This window comes from Flavobacterium helocola (assembly GCF_038289885.1).
Classification (GTDB): domain Bacteria; phylum Bacteroidota; class Bacteroidia; order Flavobacteriales; family Flavobacteriaceae; genus Flavobacterium; species Flavobacterium cheniae.
Map to the genome: position 1 here is coordinate 330,806 of NZ_JBBYHT010000001.1, position 18,521 is coordinate 349,326.

Consider the following 18,521-nt stretch of genomic DNA (forward strand, 5'->3'; position numbering starts at 1 on the left):
ATTAAATTATTTATGATAAAATCTATTTACTGTGCTGTACCCTCTAGAACCGCCTGAATTTGACTTTTCAGTAGATTCGCAATCGCAAATTCTACTTCCGGTAAAGGAATAACCTAAAAACAATGTGTAGACTAAAAGTCCAAATACAATTGCCCATTTATTATTAATGATAAACTGCTTCATATTACTACTCGGTGTAAGGTGTAAAATCACTATTCTCCCATCTTCTTTGTTCGAAGTTTTTCTTTAAAAAGAAAATTATTGCAAAAATCCCACCCAGAAAAACTAAACTTAACATGAAATTCCAAACCGATGATTCATTCCAAACTGCTTTTATATTCATGGTTTGATTAGAAGTGTCTGTATCTTGTTTTGAAGGTATTATTACCAAGTGATATTTTCCTTGTGACACACCACAAAAATTAAAGGTTGTACTTGTACTTCCTTCTGTCCAACTTTCTCCATCGGTATAACCACTGTAATACTCAATATCTTTTTGAGCATATTCTTCTTCATTTGTAGCTTCATTAACTAATGAAACTTGTGCATTTGCCCAAGAATTCATTACATCAGAACTAGCTGAAACAACCAAAGGAGCAGGACTTCCTTTCAAATCAAATGAAGACGAAATGAATTCCTTATTTTTATATTCATCAAAATTTAATGACGTATACAATACGTTTTTCTCTGTTCTACCCATATTAAAAAAGATATAGGTAGCTAAAATTAATATCGCAAATGATATAAAAACAAGAAGCGTATTGTAAATATTAAATAAAAAAGGTTGCACAAGTCCTACTCCAGATTTAGAAGGAAGTTGACTAACATTAAATATTTTTTTTACTTCACTTGAAGAAATATGCTTTCCTAAATAAGTTGTATCATCATTATCAAATTCTTCGATAGAAATTATAAATGGAGGATTAATATACTCGACCATTTTAACAGGTCTATTACTTATTTCAAACTCATAAAAACCATAGATTCTTGCAATGAAAGTATCTGTATATTCATAAAGATTATATGATATTTCTTTGTGTGTGAGTTTCTTGTATTTACGTGATACATCATACGATTCTGGAACTTCTTCTAATAAAATCCAATGTCCGTCAGTTTCAGAAAGATATTTTACTTTGCCCGATTTTGACATTAAAGTATATTCACGCCAATAATATATGGCATGAGCTTTTTTAATGATTAATCCAACTATTTCATAGGTTTCTCCATCAATTATTCCTTTTGTCCCGATTTTTAGAATGGTATCTTTTGGAGAATAATCGTATGCTTTTTCGAATTTTAACTTCGAATTATTATAGGTAAAAAAACTATTACAATGAGAACAACCAAAGCTTTTTACTTCAAAACTTGATTCAATAGCAGTATTTTGATTGCATTTAGGACAAGTTAACTCCATATTTATCTTTCAACTTCTATTTGTTTAACAATATTTGCTTCAAAATAAGCTATAAAATCTTTTGCAATACTTCTAACTTTATTAGAATTATCTTGAGAATAATTACAAAGATAAACATCCATAGTTAACGTATTAATTTCTGGCCAGGTATGGATACAAATATGAGATTCTTTTAAACAATAAGCAATCGTAAAACTTCCGTTTTCAAATACAAATGAAGTATTTCCTACTTTTTCTAATTGATTTTCAACCAGAAGATTGTCGGTAAAAGACACAAAACCTAATAAATCTATTAATTTATTACTATTTGAAACTTCGAGCGTTAATAATTGATGTAATCCTAAAAGATTGCTTTGTTTTTCCATTATTTAAAAGTAAACATATTCTTTATACGTTTCATTTCTACAAATGTTACAATAAAAAATAAAAAAAGCGAGAAAAATCTCGCTTTATTGTTCTGGTGCTATTTCAATTTCTAAACCTTCTAAATCTTCCGTGATTGGAATTTGACAACCTAGCCTGGAATTATCCTTTACGTGATAGGCTTCCCAAAGCATTGCTTCTTCATCTGGATTGCGCTCTAATGAGATTACATCGTTTAAAACATAACACTGACAAGAAGCGCACATGGCCATTCCGCCGCAAACTCCAACAGTTCCTTCTTCGGCTAATTCATAAGAACGAATTAACTCCATGATGTTCATGTTCATGTCGGTTGGGGCTAACACTTCGTGTTTAACTCCGTTTCTGTCGGTTATGAAAATGGTTACGTCTTGTGGCATTATTTATTTATTTTTTTTCTTTAATTGTTCAATATCAAGTAAGTCTTTCAATCTCCCTGTTGCGATTTTATTTTTCATCAAATCTTCAAAATCGATATAAGGTACTTTAAAATTTTCTAGATTTAAAAACAAACGATTTTTGAAAGCTTCATTAAAATTTAAACCAGTCACTTTGGTTAATATTTCAATTTTTCTTGGTTCAACTCCAATGCTCCAAACATCAAATTTTTCACTTTCAAAATCTTCTATTGAAAAAATTGGCGCTCCAAAATCTTGATAAACCAACTGTAATTTGTTGTAATTTTGAACCGTTTGATTAATCCACAAATCCATATCACCAGTACTTCTCCCATAACCATGTAAGATTACAGCATATCCTCCAACCAATAAATAATCAACCTCATGTTTATCTAAAAGTTGTAAAAATTCTAAAAAATCAATATTGAATAAGTTCGGCATGTTTTCTTGAAGAAAAAACGGTTCTATCTACTTTCTTATCAGGATTTGTATCAAAAATAGAATTTATAATATCACAAGCATAATTTAAACGTTCAAGAGGTGTTTTGTCTTCATAAAAAGCCACATGATCATCTGCTTCTTCAAAAGATGATTTACTAACTACACTTCTATCCATTCTTATACTTTCCATATTACAAATATAAAAATTTAATCAATCGATTTTACAACGGCTTTTTCTGCTTCTTTTCTTGTTCCATCAAAACCATCAACTCCAGAAACAGTGGTATATTTCAACACATAACGTTTTCCTGGATTGATTCTGTTGTAGACACTTTGGCACATTAAAGTAGCTTCGTGGAAACCACATAAAATCAATTTCAATTTTCCTGGATAAATGTTTACGTCACCGATTGCATAAATTCCGTCGATGTTGGTTTGATAATCCAATGCGTTATTTACTTTGATGGCATTCTTTTCGATTTCTAATCCCCAGTTAGCAATTGGCCCTAACTTTGGTGTTAATCCGAAAAGCGGAATGAAATAATCACATTCTACTTTCATTCTAGCTCCGTTAACTTCAATATCAACTGCAGTTATTCGCTCACTACCATTAAACCCAACAACTTCAGCAGGAGTTACTAATTTTATTTTGCCAGCGTTTTTTAATTCTTGTACTTTTTCAACTGAATCTAAAGCGCCTCTAAATTCGTTTCTTCTATGAACTAAAGTCACTGAATTCGCGACATTCGATAAGAAAATACTCCAATCTAAAGCGGAGTCACCTCCACCTGCGATTACGATATTTTTTCCACGGTATTTTTCTGGATCTTTTACGAAATAATCTACTCCACGGTCTTCTTTTTCGTAAAATTCGATATCTTTAAGAATCGGTTTTCTTGGTTCAAATGTCCCTAAACCACCTGCAATTGCAATCGCTTTTGCTTGGTGTTTTGTGCCTTCATTAGTGGTTACGATGAAAGTTCCGTCTTCTAATTTTTGAATGGTTTCAGCAGTTTCCCCTAACGTAAATCCAGGTTGAAACTGTTTGATTTGTTCCATCAAATTGGTTACCAAATCTCCAGCTAGTACTGATGGATAACCTGGAATATCGAAGATTGGTTTTTTTGGATACAACTCCGCTAACTGTCCGCCTGGCTGAGGCAAGGCATCAATAATATGACATTTTAACTGTAATAATCCGGCTTCGAAAACGGCAAAAAGTCCCGTAGGACCTGCGCCAATAATTAATATATCCGTTTGAATCATGTTTTAAAATCTTTTAGTGTTGTAAAGTTACAAATACTAAAATTTGCTATACGTTACAATAGTTACAAAGAGGCAAAATTGAAAAATTGAATTATAACATAATATGATAATAATCAGTTATGCAATATTTTCAACTGTTTCAATTTGTGGAACATACTTTTTGATGGTAGTTTCTACACCTGCTTTCATAGTACTGATGCTTAAACTACAATTCGTACAAGCACCTTCTAAACGGACTTTTACGTGTTTATCATCAATAATTTCTACTAGTGAAATATTGCCACCATCAGAATTCAAAAACGGACGAATTTCCTCTAATGCTTTTTCAACATTATCTTTTATTTCTATTGTAGTCATATTATTTTCCTTTAACAGCAGAACAACCTGCCATTGTTGTTATTTTGATAGCTTCTGTAGGAGGCAAAGTTTCATTACGATTTACTGTTTCTTGTACTACGTTTCTTGTAATCGCTTCAAAAACACCTTCTAAAACTGAAGCCGTTTGCAATGCTGCTGGGCGACCGTAATCTCCTGCTTCACGAATGCTTTGTACTAATGGCACTTCTCCTAAAAGAGGCACTTGCAAATCTTCTGCTAAGTTTTTAGCACCTTCTTTTCCAAAGATATAATATTTATTTTCAGGAAGTTCTTCTGGTGTGAAATACGCCATATTTTCGATAATTCCTAAAACAGGTACATTGATAGATTCCGACATAAACATCGAAACTCCTTTTTTAGCATCGGCTAAAGCTACGGCTTGCGGTGTACTTACTACAACTGCTCCAGTAATTGGTAACGATTGCATAATTGATAAGTGAATATCACCTGTTCCTGGTGGTAAATCGATTAGCATGAAATCTAATTCGCCCCAGTTGGCATCAAAAATCATTTGGTTTAGAGCTTTGGCTGCCATTGGACCTCTCCAAATAACCGCTTGGTCTGGTTTTGTGAAAAATCCGATAGACAGAATTTCTACTCCGTAACTTGAAACAGGTTGCATTTTTGATTTTCCATCTACCTCAACTGAAATTGGTTTCGAATTTTCAACATCAAACATAATTGGCATTGAAGGTCCGTAAATATCGGCATCTAAAACTCCAACTTTGAATCCCATTTTAGCTAATGTTACCGCAAGATTGGCTGTAATAGTAGATTTTCCTACACCACCTTTTCCTGAAGCAACCGCAATGATATTTGAAATCCCAGGAATTTGTTTTCCTTTAATTAAGTTAGGATTTTCTGGTTTTTCTGGCGCTTCCACCTTAATATTTACTTTTACTTTAGCTTTTTCGTATACTTTTTCGTGGATTACTTTGATGATATCCACTTCTGCACGTTTCTTAATATGTAGTGCTGGAGTTGATAAAAGCACATCAACTACTACCTCATCTCCAAAAGTGATTACATTTTGAATGGCGCCACTTTCGACCATATTTTTCCCTTCACCAGCTACCGAAATGGTCTCTAATGCAGTTAAAATTTCTTTTCTATCTAATTTCATCTGTTTGAGTTTTTTCGTAATCAGTCTGATTGAAATAAAATTGCATTTTTATTCAGACTGATTTTAGATTGCAAAGATAATAAGAAGTTTAGGAGTTTAAAAGTAACAAGGTTTAAAGTTTTTATAATTTGATAGTTATAATCTATTGTAAATAACAAAAAAGCAACCTTTTACAAGATTGCTTTCTAAACTAACTGAAAAATAATTCAGTAATACTGTAAAAACAAATTGAAATTTATCTCAACATTGTCATTAACTACCACCATGCCTAATAATTTTTTAGGAGATTTTAATTTAAAATCTTTGATATTCAACTTCAATTGTCCTTTTACATTATTTGTTGTTTGATTATATGTTACAGGAACTAAATATTCTTTTTCAATTCCGGCAATTTTTACATTTAATTTGGCTGTAATATTTTCTTTAACTGCATTTAATTCTTTCACATTTATTACAATATGAGGATATTCTTCTGCTTTAAGTATGGATTTAAAATCTTTTGTGATCATTTTATGTGCACAATCGAAACCAGTACTTTTAATGGAAAGCTTTGCACCTTCTAACAGTATTTTGTTGTTATTTCTAGCTATTGAAACTTGCAAATCATTCTCAATAAAATCAGAATTGTATTTACATTCGAAACTATTAACATTTGATTTTCCTTTAATTGTTACTTCACTTTTGTTCGTGATTTTAACTTTAGTTTGATTTTTAGCAAAACCAAAACTCAAAAGAATTAAAACTGTTATAATACCTATTGCTTTCATAACCTTAAAATAAAGTGAAAAGCAATTGTGCTTTTCACTTTATTAAATTTAATTTATTAGAAACTAATTACTGCCTCTGCAACAAATCCACTAAATTTACCACCATCTAAAATACTTCCAGGTGTATAACCATCATATGTTTGGTTTACATATTCAACTTTAGCTAAGATGTTTTTTGTCATGAACCAACCTGCTCCTAAAGAAACTCTTTGTACATCAATATCTTGTGTTGCGTCTAATTCTCCAGAAACTGAATTATAACGACCTGCTACGTATAAATTTTCATCTTTACCAAAACGGTATAATAAATCTGCACCTAATTGAGTAAAGTTTCTTCTATCTGTTTCAGCAAATTTTCTTCCAGAAACGGTTTCAAATAATCCAAAGAACTCAAAACCTTTGTATTTTACAAATGGATTAATCATAATTGCAGTCAACTTGTTTGTTAAACCAGGGTTAACTAATCCAGAAGAATAATTAGCAGATGAAGTAGCAGTTGTAGGCTCCATTACGAAGTAATATCTTGAACCTGCTCTATCTCCACCATATAAATATGTTCTAGCTGAATAAGCAGAATTGTAAATAGAACCCGTAATTCTGAATCTTAAATCTGTATTAAATTGTTTGTCATAACCTAATTTAGCCATAACTGATGGACTTGTTGCACTAGGATTATTAGCTCCTTGATTTAATTTACCATTAGTAGCTCCAATCATCGAAATGAAACCATTTTTTCTAAAATAAACTTCTGCTCCTACTTCAGTTGTGAACGCGTCCATAATGTAGTTTCCTACGAATGGGTTATAAATAGCTTGTGCATTATCTGAACGTCTAAAGTGTGCATCACCATAGTTGTTTTCCATATGTCCAATGTTGATAGTAACATATTTCATTGTTTCAGCTAGTAAACCTTCTTTGATAAAATCTAAGTTATCAATTTGGAAATAACCTCCTTTTACATAAGGTTCTGGGTGGTGACGAGAAGACAAATATGTTCTTAAGTGCATTCTAACCCCTTTTGCTAATGCTACGTCTAAATCTAAGTTGGCTGTAGCCAAGTTGAAATTATTTCCAATTGGAATTAAAGCTGTTGCACCTGTTGCATTTTCATGGTCAAAAGCTTGATATTGCAATGTTGAAGCACCACCAACTCTCACTTTTACTCCATCAAAAGTGGAAGCTGTATCTTTTGGACTTTCAAAAACATTAACACCTCTTTTATCAGGTTGTCTGTAATTATCCAAATCTCTATTCTGAGCCTGTATACCTGTACTTAAGCCTAAGGCTGCAATTACTAACGAAAATTTAATAAATGTTCTCATGATTTTTAAAATTTAATATGTGTGTTTTAGTTATAAGTTCGTGTTTATTTAATTGTATGTTACTTTAAAATCAACTGTTACATCTTTACCTGTTTTAATAGTTCCCATTAATGCTTTTGGAGGTTCAACACCATAAACAGTCATGTCTATTTTTTGTTTACCTGTAAAAACCATTTTTTTACCAATAAGTTTAGTTGTAAAAGATTGATTGATTCTTTTAGTAACTCCTGCAATAGTTAAATCACCTTGTGTTTCTATAGTGTAATTATTATCTGAGATTGTTGTGATTTTAATCACTTTCACCAATTTGAAGGTGATATTTTTATGTGAAGTGCTTTTTAAAGCTTTAAAAGTGTTTTTGTCCATTCCGCTTTTTCCACTTTTTAATTGCTCAACCTCAACCGAAAAATCTAAACTTTTTATTGCTTTTAAATCGCCTGCATCTAAAGTTACCGAAGCTTTTCCGCTCATTGCTTTTGCCTCTATTGTCCAATCGTGTACGTTTGAAGTTCCGTCTACTACTAATTTGCTTTCGGCTAAAACCACTTTCGAATCTTGTCCAAAAACAGTATATATTGGCGCAATAACCATTAGAAGTAAAAACCAATTTTTGAAGTGTATTTTTAAAGTGTCCATTTGTATTATGTTTTAAATTATAGTACAAATCTCCACCTAAAAAAAAGCTATTTATATGATATATGTCACGTTTGTTACTAAAAGAAAGAAGTATCTTAAAAGAAATGAAAACGAAAATGTTATTATGAAAACAACGTTTTCAAGAAGAAGAATAAAGAAAATAGAAATGTAACATTTGTTACAAACCACTTATGGTTGGTTCCCAAAAATGCTTTTCGAAATCGATAATTTGATTATCTACAACTTTAATTCCTTCGTTTTCTAGAAGTTGTTGCATTAAATTGGTTCCTTCAAAATGATGCTTACCAGAAAGCAGTCCTTTTTTGTTAACAACTCTATGAGCAGGAACATCTTCTAAGTTATGAGATGCATTCATTGCCCAACCTACCATTCTAGCAGAACGTGCGGTTCCTAATGCTTTTGCAATAGCGCCATAAGAAGTGACTTTCCCTTCGGGAATTTGGCGAACAATGATATAAACACGTTCAAAAAAATTATCATTATTTGAATCGGTGCTTTTCAAGATTAAACCGTTAGAATTTTATAGATTGAAGAAAGTGCTACCAATCCTGTAATAGCAGCTATTAGAAAATTAATGTTGTTCGAGATGAATCCTACTTTATGCTCTACTTTTTTGAATAAGATAGCATACAAATAAAATATGGAATACGTTCCTAATGCCGCAGCAATAGAAAAAACTACAATAGATACTAATTCGAAATCAAAAACATCTTTTGAAGCTAAAGTTAAACTAATGAATGCATAATAAGGAATTGCAAACATGTTTAAAGAAGAAAGGGTTGCTCCGTAAACAAATCGGTTTTTTTTGTTTTTAATCTTTACTTCTAATTTGGGTTTTTTAGCTCTTATTCCATTATAAATAAAAAAGAAAGTTAGCAGAACAAAAATAACAGTTCCAAATTTCTTTAAATTTTCACTTATACTTGGATTAGCATCAATAAACTTTGCAAAATAAACACCTACAAAACACTGAATTAAAACAATAACAACTGCTCCAAAAGCAAACAAAAGGGCTTCTTTTTTATTTTCGCTTACACTAATTTTAGCTATGGTCATGTTCAACATACCTGGCGCAACAATTCCAACAGCTGCAATGAAAAAACCTAATAAAAAAGAAACTACTAATGTCATAAAATTTGTTTTATTTTCAAAAATAGACGATTTATATTCATCTATTGGTAACAAAGATTACTTAATTCTGAACTGAATGTAAGTAATTGGTTTGTTTACTTCTAAATATTGGCTTTCATAAAACGTTTGAATTCCAGTTACTTCTGCCGGAGCTCCTTCGTTTTTGTAGATGTTATGGTTGGCATAGATTACTTCATGACCTTCACCATGTAATAATCCTAACGTATAACCGTGCATAAACTCAGAATCAGTTTTTAAATGCATCAATCCATTTGGTTTCAGAATTTTTTTATAGTTATTCAAAAACTCAGAATTGGTCATTCTGTGCTTAGTTCTTTTGTATTTAATTTGTGGATCTGGAAAAGTAATCCAAATTTCAGAAACTTCGTTTTCGGTAAAAATGTGATTAATTAATTCAATTTGAGTTCTCACAAATGCTACATTATTCATACCTGATTCAACCGCAGTTTTAGCACCACGCCAAAATCTTGCTCCTTTGATATCAATTCCAATGAAGTTTTTATTTGGAAATCTTTCTGCTAAACCAACAGAGTATTCGCCTTTTCCACAACCTAATTCTAATACGATTGGATTATCATTTTTAAAGAATTCACTATTCCATTTACCTCTTAACGGAAATTCATTTCCTACAACTTCTTCTCTTGTTGGCTGAAAAACATTAGAAAACGTTTCGTTCTCACTGAATCTTTTTAATTTATTTTTACTTCCCACTTCTAATTTATTTTGGGCAAAATTAAGCAAATAATTAGCACCACAAATAAACTTTTAATAATGTTTCAATAACCTTAACATTAGATATGTTTTCGTTTTTTGCATAAAATCTTTATTTTGAAAAAAAGAAAAGTTGAAGTTGTAGTTATTTCCGATGTTCATCTTGGAACATATGGTTGTCATGCAAAAGAATTATTGGATTATTTATCTTCAATAAAACCTAAAATTTTAGTTCTAAATGGCGATATTATTGATATTTGGCAATTTAGAAAATCGTATTTCCCTTCCAAACACTTAGAAGTAATTAAGAAAATTATTTCTATGAGTACCAAAGGTACCAAAGTGTACTACATTACTGGAAATCACGATGAATTTCTTAGAAAATTTACCGATTTACACATGGGAAATATCAGTTTAATCGACAAACTCGTATTAGAATTAGACCACAAAAGAGCTTGGATTTTTCATGGTGATGTTTTTGATGCTTCGATTACACAAGCCAAATGGTTAGCAAAATTAGGCGGTTGGGGTTACGATATCCTAATTTTAATTAACCGATTTATTAATTGGGTTTTAGCCCAATTTAACAAAGAACCGTATTCGCTTTCCAAAAAAATTAAAAACAATGTAAAATCTGCTGTTAAATTTATCACTAACTTTGAAAATGTTTGTGTAGAATTAGCCATTGAAAAAGGGTACGACTATGTCATTTGCGGTCATATTCACGAACCAAAAATTGAGTTTATGGAAAATGAAAATGGTGAGACTTTTTATTTGAATTCAGGCGATTGGGTAGAAAATTTAACCGCTTTAGAATACAACAACAAAAAGTGGAAATTATATAAACATGATCGAAATTTGAGTTCCGATGAGAACGAGTATAATTTTGAACATGAAAACAAACTAGCCGAGCAATTTATTGCTGTTTTAAAAAAGTAATGAAGAAAAAAATACTCATAGCACCATTAAACTGGGGTTTAGGACATGCCACAAGATGTATTCCTATTATTAAAGCATTAGAAGAAAATGGTTTTGAACCTATAATTGCTTCCGATGGTGTTGCACTAGCTTTATTGAAAAAGGAATTTCCAAAACTTATTAGTATTGAATTACCGGCTTATAACATTCAATATGCCGAAAATGGCAAAAACTTTAAATGGAAATTAGTTGCTCAATTACCCAAAATGGTAATTGCTATTAAAAAAGAGAAAGCAAAAATTAGAAAAATTGTAGAAAATTATGAAATAGAAGGCATCATAAGCGATAATCGTTTGGGCGTTTACTCATCTAGAGTACCTTCGGTTTTTATAACACATCAATTAAATGTGCTTTCGGGTAAAACATCATGGTTAACAACAAAACTTCATTTGCGTTACCTTTTAAAATTTAATTCTTGTTGGGTTCCTGATGTTTCGGGTGCAGAGAATTTATCTGGTAAATTAGGTCATCCTGAAAAAATAGTAGAGAAAATCAATTACATAGGTCCGTTAAGCCGAATTGAAAAGAAATCACTTCCTATTAAATACGACATCATGGTGTTATTATCGGGACCTGAACCGCAACGTACTTTGTTGGAAAAAAAACTTACTAAAGAATTAAAAAACAGTTCGAAGGAAATTCTTTTCGTAAAAGGAATTGTGGAATCGCAACAACAAATTGAGCAAGTTAATTCGATTACGTATTACAATTTTATGAACTCAGAGGAGTTAAGTACCGCTTTTAACGAAAGTGAATTTGTAGTATGTCGTTCGGGTTATACTACAGTTATGGATTTGGCAAAATTGGAGAAAAAAGCGTTTTTTATTCCGACTCCAGGGCAATACGAACAAGAATATTTAGCTAAAAAGTTTAAATCGGAAATTGTGGCTCCAAGTTGCAAGCAAGAGAAATTCAAAGCTTCCAAGTTGGAAAAAATTCACTTTTACAAAGGATTTAAAGATTTTTCGGTTGACCCGAATTGGAACGAATTATTTAGCCTTTTCCAAGGTAAATGAAAATTCTGAGCCTACACCTATTTGACTTTCCACATAGATTTTTTCATCATGTCCTTCAATAATGTGTTTTACGATTGCTAATCCTAAACCAGAACCACCTTCACTTCTTGCACCACTTTTATCTACACGGTAAAAACGCTCAAATAAACGTGAAATATTTTGCTTTTCGATACCTTCACCGTTATCAGTAATTCTTACGATGACTTTATTTTTGGTTAAATCTTCGATTCCTACTTCAGTTGTGCCGCCTTTTTTACCGTATTTGATAGAGTTTACAACCAAATTCGTAACTACTTGTTGTATTTTCTCTTGATCGGCCATAACCCAAATTGGCTTGGCGTATTTTGTATCAAAAGTTAAGGTAATGTTTTTATTTGCCGCTTTCATCTCAAACAAATCAAACACATTTTGAACAACCTCAACAATATCAAATTTAGTAACATCTAAATTAATTTCACCAACTTCTAATTTGGTAATCATATCCAAATCTTTCACAATGTAAATCAAGCGTTCAACCCCTTTTTCAGCACGTTCCAAATATTTTTTTCGGATGTTTTTATCCTCCATTGCACCATCTAAAAGCGTCAATAAATAGCCTTGAATAGTGAAAAGTGGTGTTTTTAATTCGTGTGAAACGTTTCCTAAAAATTCTTTTCGGTATTCTTCTCTAATTTTTAAGGTTTCAATTTCTAATTTTTTATCTCGGGCAAACTTTTTTACTTCTTTAGTAAGAGTTGCCATATCAGTTGTTACGGGTTGATTTACATAAGAAGTTGTTTCCAAAAGCGAAACATCGTCATAGATTTTCTTAACGCGTTTATATATAAAATGCTCTACCCTAAATTGAATTAAAAAGAATGTTGCCGCATAAAAAACAACCGAAAAGGCCAAAACAACAAGTAAATTTAATGACTGAACAAAATAATGATATAAAAAAATAGTCGCTAAAAAGAACAACGTTACGTATACCGATGACTTTAAAGCGAACTTATAAGATTTTTTAAATTTTAATTGCATTAAAATTCGATTTTATATCCCACTCCTTTTATGGTTTTAAAGAAGTTATCTCCAATTTTTTCTCTTAATTTTCTAATATGAACATCGATTGTTCTTCCTCCAACTACTACTTCATTACCCCAAACCTTATCTAAGATTTCTTCGCGTGTAAACACTTTTCCAGGTTTTGTTGCTAAAAGATAAAACAATTCAAATTCTTTTCTTGGTAAAACAATCTCTTTTCCTTCGTTAACGATTTTGTATTCTTCTCTATTAATTTCAATATTGCCAACGTTTAATGTTGTACTTGAAGAAACACCTTCAATACCTTTTAATCTTCTTAATAAAGCTTGCACTTTACTAACTAAGACTTTTGGTTTAATAGGTTTTGCAATATAATCATCAGCACCAGCATCAAAACCAGCAACTTGTGAATAATCTTCGGAACGAGCGGTTAAAAAAGTGATAATAGTATCTTGAAGTTCTGGAATTTTTCTAATGTTTTCGCAAGCTTCCATTCCGTCCATTTCGGGCATCATAACATCCATAATAATTAATTGAGGATGTTCTTTTTTTGCTTTCGCAATGGCTTCTTTTCCATTTGAAGCTGTTACAATTTGATAGCCTTCTTGAGAAAGATTATAACCTACAATTTCTAGGATATCTTGCTCATCATCAACCAATAAGATCTTAATGTCTTTTTTCTTCATTACAAAAATTGTTATGTTTTGGTTTGTAAAGGTAAAGATAAAATAAAATGTTCAAAGGAGTTTACAATTATTTAATCTATTAACAATTCGATAACACATTGGCAACTAATTCATAACAGGCAAATAACTTTACTATAACACTTCAGCAGTTCCTTTGCACCAAAATTTAACAACACAACATGAAACTACGTTTTTTATTATTGTCATTATTCTTTGCAGCTACAATGTTTGCACAAAATGGAACTGTAACAGGAACTATTTTAGACAAAGAATTTAACAACGAACCTTTACCTTTTGCTAATATAGTAATTAAAGGTACAAAACAAGGAACTTCTACAGATGAAAATGGTAAATATTCCATTTCTTTAAAACCTGGAAATTACACTTTAGTAATTGGATACTTAGGATATGAAACTAAAGAAATTCCATTTACAATTAAAGCAAATGAGAAAAAAGTAATTAACCACACTTTAGAAGCTAGTGGAGTTCAATTAGCAGATATTGAAATTATCCAAGTGGTTTCAAAAGAAAAAGAAAGCGCTTTATTACAAGAACAACAAAAAGCTGTAGAAATCAAACAAAGTATTGGAGCTGAAGAAATTTCAAAAAAAGGAATTGGTGATGTTGCTGCAGCAGTTGCCAAAACTTCGGGTATTTCTAAACAAGAAGGTTCAAGTGATATTTTTGTTAGAGGTTTAGGTGATCGATATAATTCTACTACAATGAATGGATTACCATTACCTTCAAACAACCCTTCAACAAAAAACATGTCTTTAGATGTTTTCTCTACTGATATTGTAGAATACATTGGAATTGACAAAACATTCAACTACAAAAACTACGGAGATTTTGCTGGAGCCAATGTTGATATTGTTTCTAAAACATACAAAGGAAGTGGAATGATTGAAGTAGGAAGTGGAATGAATGTAAATTCAAATGCTATTTCTCAAAATAAGTTCTACTTACAAGATGGTCCAAATTTTCACGGATTTAGCAACCAACCGATTCCAAACAATCCTTTAAATGGATATAATTTCACAACAAGCTGGGACAAACAAGGAGCAACACCTGTAGGTAGCGCATTCTACTTAAGAGGTGGTGACTCTTACTCTGTAGGCTCAAACGGAAAACTTAGTTTCTTTTTAAATGCGTCGTTCGACAATAATTACAATTATAAAGAAGGAGCTAGAAGAGGTGGTGTTAGCACACAAGCAATTGCTGCAAGAGACTTTTTTAGACAATCGTACGAGTACAATACTAGCTCAAATGCAATGGCTAATATTAACTACAAAATTAACAGCAATCATAACATCAAATGGAATTCAATGTACATTAATTCTACTTCACAAAAACACGAGGAATTTAGAGGTATAATTGATGTGTTTGATGCACCTGGAAATGGTTATTTATCGCGTTCAACTTTCGAAAGAACCTCTCTACTTATCAATCAATTATTAGGTAATCATACACTTAGCAATCGTATAAATTTTGATTGGGGAATTTCATATAATATGATGACAAATGTAATTCCAGACAGAATGCAAAACACGTTTGTTCCGCTAGACAATAACAATCCTAACTCTCCATTAATTGTTTCTGATTTAAATCAATCAGACAATCATAGGTTTTTTCAAGAAATGACAGATGATGAAATTGCTGGAAACTTTACTTTATCATACAAATTTGGAAAAACAGCAGATGATACATATAAAGGTAAATTTATTGCTGGTTATAGCGCTCGTTACAAAGAAATTAATTTTGATGCAACCCAATTTAATTTTGATATTTTAGAGCCTAATGTTAATTTACCAATTATTGATTTAAATAATATAGATGGTTTCTTTAATCAAAACGGAATTGATTTAGGATATTACCGCATTTCAACATTTAGAGGTAATTTAAGTAATCCAAATGCATTAAATCCACAAAATTATAATGGTCAACAAATTATTTCTGCTGGTTTTGGAGCAATTGAATATCAGTTTACCCCAAAATTATTTGTAATTGCAGGTTTCCGTTCTGAGTTTATTATTCAAGATATCTTCTATAGTACTTCATTAAAAACAGGTAAAAAACTAACTGACACTATGGAGTATTTACCTTCATTAACAGCAAAATATGAAGTAAGCGAAAAACAAAACATTAAGATTGCAGCTAGTAAAACTTATACTTTACCACAATTTAAAGAAAGAGCACCTTTCTTATTTGAAGAGGTAGGACAAAGTTATTTTGGAAATGAAAACTTATATAACTCAACCGATTACAACTTTGATTTAAAATGGGAAATGTTCCCTAAAAATGGTGAAGTAATATCATTCACTGGATTTGGAAAATACATACAAAACCCAATTAATCAAGTTACTGTAGCTTCTGCAACAAATGATATTTCTTGGGTAAATTCTGGAGAAAGAGCTATCGGATTAGGAATAGAGGGAGAATGGAGAAAAAGCATTATTTCTAGAGAAAACAACACTACGGGTGAGAAAACCAACTTAGGATTTGGAATAAATGTATCATACTTACATACTACTCAAGATTTAGATACTGAAAAAGTAATTAACGAAAATCCTGGAATAAGTGTTGCGTTTACAAATCAAGATTCAAGATTATCAGGTGCTTCAGATTTATTAGTAAATTCAGACATTAGTTTTAATAAAGAGTTTAAAAATGATAAATCGTTAACAGCAACTTTAACAGGTGGCTATTTTTCTGACAGAATTTATGCGCTTGGAGTTACAGGAAAAGGTGATTTAGTAGACAGCGAAGTAATTACTTTAGATTTTATTCTAAAATATAATATTAGTAAAAATATCGGATTTGGGTTTAGTGCAAGAAACTTAACTGATCCAACAATCGAAAGAACACAAGATATTCAAAATGTGGTTGTTGACTCTTATAAAAAAGGAAGAAACTTTAGTTTTTCTATGAAATATTCATTCTAAACATTGAATTAACAATTAATAAACAAAAGGTGAATTTTACATAAAATTCACCTTTGTTTATTTAATAAACTCATAACATTTAGATAAACACCCGAAAACAATTCAATTATAGCTTTGTAACAACAAATTAAATAACACAAAAAATGAAAAATTTATTATTATCAGCTTTAGCCATAGCTGTTTTAACTTTCACTTCTTGCTCAAGAGATGAAGATTCAAATGACAACAACAACAATACAGTAACTATTAATCCTGCTGATTTTAAAGGTGAATTACTAAGTGGACAATCTGCTACTTTAGACGCAACACAAGTTTACAACTTGACTGGATCTTTTATTGTAAGAGGTGGAGCAACTCTAACTATTCCTGCTGGAACAAGAATTGAAGCTACTGGTGGAACTGCATCATACATTGCAATTGCACAAGACGGATTACTTTATGTAAATGGAACTTCTACAAACCCGGTTGTTATGACAAGTGGTAATGCAGTTAAAGCTACTGGAGATTGGGGTGGTTTGGTAATTTGTGGTAGAGCAAATACAAACAAAGGTGGATCTACCGGACAAACTGCAACTTCAGAAGTTGGAGATTTAACTTATGGTGGTACTGAAAACACTGATAGTTCTGGCGTTATTCGTTATTTAAGAGTTGAATATACTGGAGCGGCTTTTAATGCTACTAAAGAATTTAATGGAGTATCATTATTTGGAGTTGGAAGTGGAACTGTTTTTGAATATGTTCAAGCTTACAAAAGTGGTGATGATGGAATTGAATTTTTCGGTGGAAATGTAAACGCTAAATACTTAATTGCTTTACACAGTGAAGATGATGCAATAGATTTTGCTGACGGATATTCTGGAACTCTTGAAAATGTTTTCATTAAAGACGTAGCTAAAGCTGGTGTTGAAGGTTCAAACAACGGAGATAATGGTGCTGCAACTCCAACTACAGATGCAACATTAAAAAACTTTACAATTATTAAAGGTAGTTTAGCTGGATCAGAACACGGAATGTTCATGAAAGAAGGTTCAGGAAAATGGGATTGTCAAAATATTTATATTGATGGTTTTACAAAAGGTTTAAAAATTAACTCTTCTACTGTAGACCCAAGTTCTAATACAAATGTAGATAACGGATTTATTACTTTCAATCCTATCTATTTTGGAGCAACAATTACAACAAATTCTGAATATGCTGGAACAAATACAACATATTTAACAGTAGGTTCAAATACAGGTGCAGGTAATAGCGGAAACACTCCAAGCTGGACAACTGGTTGGACAACAGGATTCTAATATAGAACTATAAAAAACATATTAAATCCCTCTTCATGAGGGATTTTTTGTTTGGCATTGTATTTGTAATTAAAAAATAGTTATCTTTACACTCAATATTAGTTTCGCATGAAAAAAAAATACTTTTATACTATTTTTCTTCTAATGGTTTTGTTTTCTTTCAGCCTACAGGCACAAGAGAACAAATCTACTATTGCAACTAAAACTCAAGAACCTACAATTGAGGGCTTAGCCATTTACCCAAATCCCGTAAACTCTGGAAAAATTTACATTACTACCAAATCGTCATTAGACAAAAAGGTAGAAATTTTTAATGTACTTGGAAAAAAAGTACTGGAGACGGTTATTACTTCAAAAGAAGTAAATGTAAGTAATCTTTCGGCTGGCGTTTATATCATCAAGATAAAAGAAGGTGATGCTACTGCCACAAGAAAACTAATTATCAACTAGTTATTTAATTTATTATTCTAAAAATTAATTTAAAGTTAACATCTGATTTTTCCAGAAAACTTTATTTGTTTTTATCTTTGTACTCAATTTTTAATTCATATAA

The 18,521-nt window shown here is 31.2% G+C and carries 22 protein-coding genes; 5 read left to right on the top strand and 17 right to left on the bottom strand.

What is annotated here, in order from left to right:
- Positions 1-6 precede the first annotated feature (6 nt).
- The 15 genes from AAEO58_RS01540 to trmB all read right to left on the bottom strand — a co-directional run bounded on the left by AAEO58_RS01540 (position 7) and on the right by trmB (position 10,031).
- On the bottom strand, positions 7-183 hold the full coding sequence (locus tag AAEO58_RS01540) for a hypothetical protein (RefSeq protein WP_162845044.1): 177 nt from the start codon (positions 181-183) through the stop codon (positions 7-9).
- A 4-nt stretch (positions 184-187) separates the two neighbouring features.
- The gene (locus tag AAEO58_RS01545; RefSeq protein ID WP_341681352.1) at positions 188-1,414 is read right to left on the bottom strand and encodes a DUF4178 domain-containing protein; all 1,227 of its coding nucleotides are present in this window, start codon (positions 1,412-1,414) and stop codon (positions 188-190) included.
- A 2-nt stretch (positions 1,415-1,416) separates the two neighbouring features.
- Positions 1,417-1,779 (bottom strand): S-adenosylmethionine decarboxylase family protein, encoded by a 363-nt coding sequence (locus AAEO58_RS01550; protein ID WP_264367612.1) that lies wholly within the window; start codon positions 1,777-1,779, stop codon positions 1,417-1,419.
- Positions 1,780-1,863: 84 nt separating this feature from the next.
- A complete protein-coding gene (locus tag AAEO58_RS01555) occupies positions 1,864-2,196 on the bottom strand; it encodes a 2Fe-2S iron-sulfur cluster-binding family protein (RefSeq protein WP_153207363.1) in 333 nt (110 codons plus the stop codon).
- Positions 2,197-2,199: 3 nt separating this feature from the next.
- Positions 2,200-2,655: a DUF6036 family nucleotidyltransferase gene (locus AAEO58_RS01560; protein ID WP_341681359.1), complete on the bottom strand. Its 456-nt coding sequence runs from the start codon at positions 2,653-2,655 to the stop codon at positions 2,200-2,202.
- Positions 2,633-2,845, bottom strand: coding sequence for a hypothetical protein (locus AAEO58_RS01565; RefSeq protein ID WP_341681361.1), 213 nt, complete (start codon positions 2,843-2,845; stop codon positions 2,633-2,635). Before AAEO58_RS01565 ends, AAEO58_RS01560 begins: the two co-directional genes overlap by 23 nt.
- A 17-nt stretch (positions 2,846-2,862) precedes the next feature.
- Complete coding sequence (locus AAEO58_RS01570) at positions 2,863-3,921, bottom strand: NAD(P)/FAD-dependent oxidoreductase (protein ID WP_133608569.1); 1,059 nt, start codon at positions 3,919-3,921, stop codon at positions 2,863-2,865.
- Positions 3,922-4,038: 117 nt separating this feature from the next.
- Entirely contained in the window at positions 4,039-4,278 is a 240-nt protein-coding gene (locus AAEO58_RS01575) for a NifU family protein (RefSeq protein WP_133608571.1), read from the bottom strand.
- A gap of 1 nt (position 4,279) precedes the next feature.
- Positions 4,280-5,422 (bottom strand): Mrp/NBP35 family ATP-binding protein, encoded by a 1,143-nt coding sequence (locus AAEO58_RS01580; RefSeq protein ID WP_341681364.1) that lies wholly within the window; start codon positions 5,420-5,422, stop codon positions 4,280-4,282.
- A 206-nt stretch (positions 5,423-5,628) separates the two neighbouring features.
- Complete coding sequence (locus AAEO58_RS01585; RefSeq protein ID WP_341681366.1) at positions 5,629-6,189, bottom strand: YceI family protein; 561 nt, start codon at positions 6,187-6,189, stop codon at positions 5,629-5,631.
- 56 nt (positions 6,190-6,245) lie between these two features.
- The gene (locus AAEO58_RS01590; RefSeq protein WP_341681368.1) at positions 6,246-7,511 is read right to left on the bottom strand and encodes a hypothetical protein; all 1,266 of its coding nucleotides are present in this window, start codon (positions 7,509-7,511) and stop codon (positions 6,246-6,248) included.
- A 48-nt stretch (positions 7,512-7,559) separates the two neighbouring features.
- A complete protein-coding gene (locus tag AAEO58_RS01595) occupies positions 7,560-8,147 on the bottom strand; it encodes a YceI family protein (RefSeq protein ID WP_341681371.1) in 588 nt (195 codons plus the stop codon).
- 178 nt (positions 8,148-8,325) lie between these two features.
- Positions 8,326-8,670, bottom strand: coding sequence for an MGMT family protein (locus AAEO58_RS01600; protein WP_341681373.1), 345 nt, complete (start codon positions 8,668-8,670; stop codon positions 8,326-8,328).
- Between the two features lie 2 nt (positions 8,671-8,672).
- Positions 8,673-9,299 (bottom strand): LysE family transporter, encoded by a 627-nt coding sequence (locus AAEO58_RS01605; RefSeq protein WP_133608583.1) that lies wholly within the window; start codon positions 9,297-9,299, stop codon positions 8,673-8,675.
- A 57-nt stretch (positions 9,300-9,356) separates the two neighbouring features.
- The gene (trmB, locus tag AAEO58_RS01610; protein WP_133608585.1) at positions 9,357-10,031 is read right to left on the bottom strand and encodes a tRNA (guanosine(46)-N7)-methyltransferase TrmB; all 675 of its coding nucleotides are present in this window, start codon (positions 10,029-10,031) and stop codon (positions 9,357-9,359) included.
- A gap of 117 nt (positions 10,032-10,148) precedes the next feature.
- Between trmB and AAEO58_RS01615 the strand changes: the two genes are divergently transcribed.
- Positions 10,149-10,970 (top strand): UDP-2,3-diacylglucosamine diphosphatase, encoded by an 822-nt coding sequence (locus AAEO58_RS01615; RefSeq protein ID WP_133608587.1) that lies wholly within the window; start codon positions 10,149-10,151, stop codon positions 10,968-10,970.
- On the top strand, positions 10,970-12,025 hold the full coding sequence (locus AAEO58_RS01620; protein ID WP_133608589.1) for a glycosyltransferase: 1,056 nt from the start codon (positions 10,970-10,972) through the stop codon (positions 12,023-12,025). Before AAEO58_RS01615 ends, AAEO58_RS01620 begins: the two co-directional genes overlap by 1 nt.
- Here AAEO58_RS01620 and AAEO58_RS01625 read toward each other — a convergent pair.
- Entirely contained in the window at positions 11,999-13,042 is a 1,044-nt protein-coding gene (locus AAEO58_RS01625) for a sensor histidine kinase (RefSeq protein ID WP_341681377.1), read from the bottom strand. The two genes, AAEO58_RS01620 and AAEO58_RS01625, sit on opposite strands and share 27 nt — an antisense overlap.
- A complete protein-coding gene (locus AAEO58_RS01630; protein ID WP_133608593.1) occupies positions 13,042-13,731 on the bottom strand; it encodes a response regulator transcription factor in 690 nt (229 codons plus the stop codon). Before AAEO58_RS01630 ends, AAEO58_RS01625 begins: the two co-directional genes overlap by 1 nt.
- A gap of 179 nt (positions 13,732-13,910) precedes the next feature.
- Here AAEO58_RS01630 and AAEO58_RS01635 point away from each other — a divergent pair, with 179 nt between their 5' ends.
- The 3 genes from AAEO58_RS01635 to AAEO58_RS01645 all read left to right on the top strand — a co-directional run bounded on the left by AAEO58_RS01635 (position 13,911) and on the right by AAEO58_RS01645 (position 18,418).
- The gene (locus tag AAEO58_RS01635) at positions 13,911-16,673 is read left to right on the top strand and encodes a TonB-dependent receptor (RefSeq protein WP_341681380.1); all 2,763 of its coding nucleotides are present in this window, start codon (positions 13,911-13,913) and stop codon (positions 16,671-16,673) included.
- A gap of 143 nt (positions 16,674-16,816) precedes the next feature.
- A complete protein-coding gene (locus AAEO58_RS01640) occupies positions 16,817-17,968 on the top strand; it encodes a hypothetical protein (protein ID WP_341681382.1) in 1,152 nt (383 codons plus the stop codon).
- Between the two features lie 108 nt (positions 17,969-18,076).
- On the top strand, positions 18,077-18,418 hold the full coding sequence (locus tag AAEO58_RS01645) for a T9SS type A sorting domain-containing protein (protein ID WP_341681384.1): 342 nt from the start codon (positions 18,077-18,079) through the stop codon (positions 18,416-18,418).
- Positions 18,419-18,521: the final 103 nt, after the last annotated feature.